Annotated in this window: 4 protein-coding genes; 2 read left to right on the forward strand and 2 right to left on the reverse strand. The window is 65.9% G+C overall.

Translation table 11 applies throughout. The features are described 5' to 3' along the window. Positions 1 to 689: alpha/beta hydrolase (locus B2W70_RS03635; protein ID WP_286742957.1), on the reverse strand; the 689-nt coding region annotated here is incomplete at its 3' end. 260 nt (positions 690 to 949) lie between these two features. Between B2W70_RS03635 and pyk the strand changes: the two genes are divergently transcribed. Then, positions 950 to 2401: a pyruvate kinase gene (gene pyk, locus B2W70_RS03640; RefSeq protein WP_286742959.1), complete on the forward strand. Its 1452-nt coding sequence runs from the start codon at positions 950 to 952 to the stop codon at positions 2399 to 2401. A gap of 137 nt (positions 2402 to 2538) precedes the next feature. Then, positions 2539 to 3603: a class II fructose-bisphosphate aldolase gene (gene fba / locus B2W70_RS03645; protein WP_286742962.1), complete on the forward strand. Its 1065-nt coding sequence runs from the start codon at positions 2539 to 2541 to the stop codon at positions 3601 to 3603. 49 nt (positions 3604 to 3652) lie between these two features. Here the strand turns inward: fba and B2W70_RS03650 are convergent. Beyond that, positions 3653 to 4176, reverse strand: a 524-nt coding sequence (locus B2W70_RS03650; protein ID WP_286742964.1) for a helix-turn-helix transcriptional regulator, incomplete at its 5' end; no start/stop codon positions are given.

Consider the following 4176-nt stretch of genomic DNA (forward strand, 5'->3'; position numbering starts at 1 on the left):
GAGAGGCCGACCAGCCGTGATTCACGCGAGCGGGTGCCGCCGATGAAGGCCACCGGGCACTGGAAGGGGTGGCGTTTGAATTCCTGCAGCAGGCCGTGCGGCATGGTGTTGTAGATGGCGGTCTCGACCTCGCGGCGAAAGCTCAGCAGGCGGGCGCGGCCGTCGGCGTGGCCTTCCGTGCCGCGCGCCAGGTAATCGGCCAACACGGCGGGATCGAACGCTGCGAACTTGCGCTTGGCGGAGAAGTGCTCGTGCACGGCGCGCTGGTTGGGCCACTCCTGGGTGCGCTGGGCCGAGATGCGTGAGGGCATCACCTGACCCATGGTGCGGGTCTGCTTGGCCAGGGCGATGCCGGTGGCCTTCCAGCCGTGCAGCAGCGGTGAGTCGAGCACGACCACGCCGCGCGCCAGGTGCGGGTGGCGGTTGGCCACCATCATGCTCAGGTAGCCGCCCAGTGAATGGCCGACCAGGTAGGCGGGCTCGTTGACCTCGTGCTCGATGAACTGCTTGAGCTGCTCGACCAGGTGCGGCCAGTCGGTGGTGACCGGGTGACGCGGGTCGTGGCCGAGCTTGTCGATGGCGCGCACCTCGAAGCCCGCCGCTCGCCAGCCATCGAACAGCACTCGGTAGGTGCTGGCCGGGAAGCTGTTGGCGTGCGAGAAGACGATGGTGCGCTTGGGGGGGCTCATGCCGGGTGGCGTGCAAGTTCGGCGTCGGGATGCCAAAAAGTGTAAGCGGGTTGACGCCCGGTTGCCGAACCCAGGCCTGCCGCGGTGGTGCGGGGCGTGATGCAGGCCCGTTCATGCCCGCTTCATGTCCGGTTCATGCTGCTTTCGTGACGCGTCCGTGATGCATTGCCACAGTCGGTGATCGTGCGGTTTTTCCGCGATTCACCTTGTGGGATTTGGTGTGACACTGGTGGTCAACCTGACTCTCGAAACCCTTCACCATGCCACGTGCCACCAAGATCGTCGCCACCCTGGGCCCAGCCTCTTCCACCCCCGAGGTGCTGGATGCGATGCTGAAAGCCGGGGTCGACGTGGTGCGGCTGAACTTCTCGCATGGCAAGGCGCAGGACCACATCGATCGCGCGCAGCTGGTGCGCGAGGCGGCAGCCCGAGCGGGCAAGGTGGTGGCCATCATGGCCGACCTGCAGGGCCCCAAGATCCGCGTCGGCAAGTTCGCCGAAGGCAAGGTCATGCTGGAACCCGGTCAGCCCTTCGTGCTGGACGCCAGCCGCACCGAACCGGGTGACATCGGCGGTGTCGGCCTGGACTACAAGGAGCTGCCGCGCGACGTCAAACCCGGCGACACGCTCTTGCTCAACGACGGCCTGATCGTGCTGACGGTCGAAGTGGTCAAGGGCGACGAGGTGCACACCAAGGTCAAACTCGGCGGCGAGCTGTCCAACAACAAGGGCATCAACAAGCAGGGCGGCGGCCTGACCGCGCCCGCGTTGACAGCCAAGGACATGGAAGACATCAAGACGGCGGCGAGCTTTCAGTGCGACTACATCGCCGTGTCCTTCCCCAAGAACGCCACCGACATGGAAATGGCGCGCCAGCTGTGCAACGTGGCCGGCGAGCCCTGGAAGCACCGCCCGGCGCTGATCGCCAAGATCGAGCGCACCGAAGCGATCCCCAACCTGGAGACCATCCTCAAGGCCTCGGACGGCATCATGGTGGCCCGGGGTGACCTGGCCGTGGAGGTGGGCAACGCCGCCGTGCCGGCACTGCAAAAGCGCATGATCCGGCTGGCTCGGGACATGGACAAGGTCGTCATCACCGCCACGCAGATGATGGAGTCGATGATCGTCAACCCGGTGCCCACGCGCGCCGAGGTGTCGGACGTGGCCAACGCCGTGCTCGACGGCACCGACGCCGTCATGCTCAGCGCCGAGACGGCGGCCGGCAAGTACCCGGTCGAAACCGTGGAACAGATGGCCAACATCGCCACCGAAGCCGAATGGGCCGAAGAGGTGTCGCTGGATGCCGATTTCAGCAACAAAACCTTTGCGCGCATCGACCAGTCGATCGCCATGGGCGCGCTGTTCACCGCCCACCATTTGGGCTGCAAGGCCATCATCGCGCTGACCGAGTCGGGCTCGACCGCGCTGTGGATGAGCCGCCACAAGATCCACGTGCCCATCTTTGCGTTGACGGCCCAGCCGATCTCGCTGCGCAAGATGGCGCTTTACCGCAACGTGCGCCCGCTGCTGGTGCCCAGCTTCACCGACCGCGACGAGGCCCTGGACAAGGCCGAGGCCATCCTGGTCGAACAGGGCGTGCTGCGCCCGGGCGACACCTACGCCATCACCTGTGGCGAGCCCATGGGTCACCCGGGGGGCACCAACATGCTCAAGGTGTGCGAGGTCAAGGCGCCGGCCACCTGGCGCTCCTGAAACCGGGGATGGGCCCGGCTGACGAGCCTCGTTAGAATCGCGGACGGTTTTCAGGGCCGGGTCGGCTGGCGGCGCCACGAGCGCACCCCAGCCGACGCGGCTTTTTCGTCATCCTTCTGTCCGATTTGGGGATTTCCATGCCACTCGTTTCCATGCGCCAGCTGCTGGACCACGCCGCCGAACACAACTACGGCATCCCGGCGTTCAACGTCAACAACCTGGAGCAGGTCCAGGCCGTGATGGCAGCGGCCGATGAAGTCGGCGCCCCCGTGATCCTGCAAGCCTCCGCAGGCGCCCGCAAGTACGCCGGCGAATCCTTCATCAAGCACCTGATCCAGGCTGCTGTCGAAGCCTACCCGCACATCCCCCTGGTCATGCACCAGGACCACGGCACCAGCCCCAAGATCTGCCAAGGCGCCATCGACCTGGGCTTCGGCTCGGTGATGATGGACGGCTCGCTCAAGGAAGACGGCAAGACCCCGGCCGACTTTGACTACAACGTCGAAGTGACCCGCAAGGTCGTGGAAATGGCCCACAAGGTCGGTGTGACCGTGGAAGGCGAGCTGGGCTGCCTGGGCAACCTGGAAACCGGTGAAGCCGGCGAAGAAGACGGCATCGGCGCCGAAGGCAAGCTGGACCACAGCCAGATGCTGACCGACCCCGAAGAAGCCGCCGTGTTCGTCAAGGCCACGCAATTGGACGCCCTGGCGATCGCCATCGGCACCAGCCACGGCGCCTACAAGTTCTCGCGCAAGCCCACGGGCGACATCCTGGCCATCAGCCGCGTCAAGGAAATCCACCAGCGCATCCCCAACACCCACCTGGTGATGCGCGGCTCGTCTTCCGTGCCCGCCGAGCTGCTGGCCATCATCAACCAGTACGGCGGCAAGATGAAGGAAACCTACGGCGTGCCGGTTGAAGAAATTCAAGAAGCCATCAAGCACGGCGTGCGCAAGATCAACATCGACACCGATATCCGCCTGGCGATGACCGGTGCCGTGCGCAAGTTCATGTTCGAGAACCCGGACAAGTTCGACGCCCGCGAGTGGCTCAAGCCCGCCCGCGAAGCCGCCAAGGCCGTGTGCAAGCAGCGTTACATCGAGTTCGGCTGCGAAGGCCAGGCTGGCAAGATCAAGGCGATCTCGCTGGTGGACATCGCTGCGGCCTACGCCAGCGGCAAGCTGGCCCAGGTCGTGGCCTGATTCCTGGCGCCTGCCGCGAAAGCCGAGGGTTCACCGCCCTCGGCTTTTTTCATGGGCGCTCGGTGCGCTGGGCGTTGCGCCAGGCGCCCGGGGCCTCGCCTGTCCAGCGCTTGAAGGCGTGGTTGAAGGCGCTTTGGTTGGCGAACCCGAGCTTGAGGGCCACGTCGGCCACCGACAGCTGTGCTTGACCGAGCAGGCGCAAGGCGCGCTCTTGCTGCAGCCGATCGACCAATTGACGGAACTGAAGCCCCTCCTGGTCCAGCCGATGCTGCAGCGTGCGAGGGGCCACGCCCAATGACGCGGCCACCTGGGTCAGGCTCGGGCGCGAGTTCTCCAGGGCGCGTCGGATGGTGTGCTCGACCATGCCCAACCAGGTGTCGGGGGCGCAGGCCATTTGCGCCAGGCGTTCTTCGGCCACGGCCAGCAGCCGGGCATGCACCTCGGCGCTCGCGTCCTGCAGGGGCAGCACAGCGTGGCTCGCCGGGGCGATCAGCTGGTTGCTGGCCTGGTTGAAGCGAACGGTGCCGCCAAAGGTGCTTTGAAAGAGTTGCAGATCCTGCGGATGCGGCGGGG

The sequence above is a fragment of the Aquabacterium sp. UBA2148 genome, assembly GCF_002328915.1.
Classification (GTDB): domain Bacteria; phylum Pseudomonadota; class Gammaproteobacteria; order Burkholderiales; family Burkholderiaceae_C; genus Aquabacterium; species Aquabacterium parvum.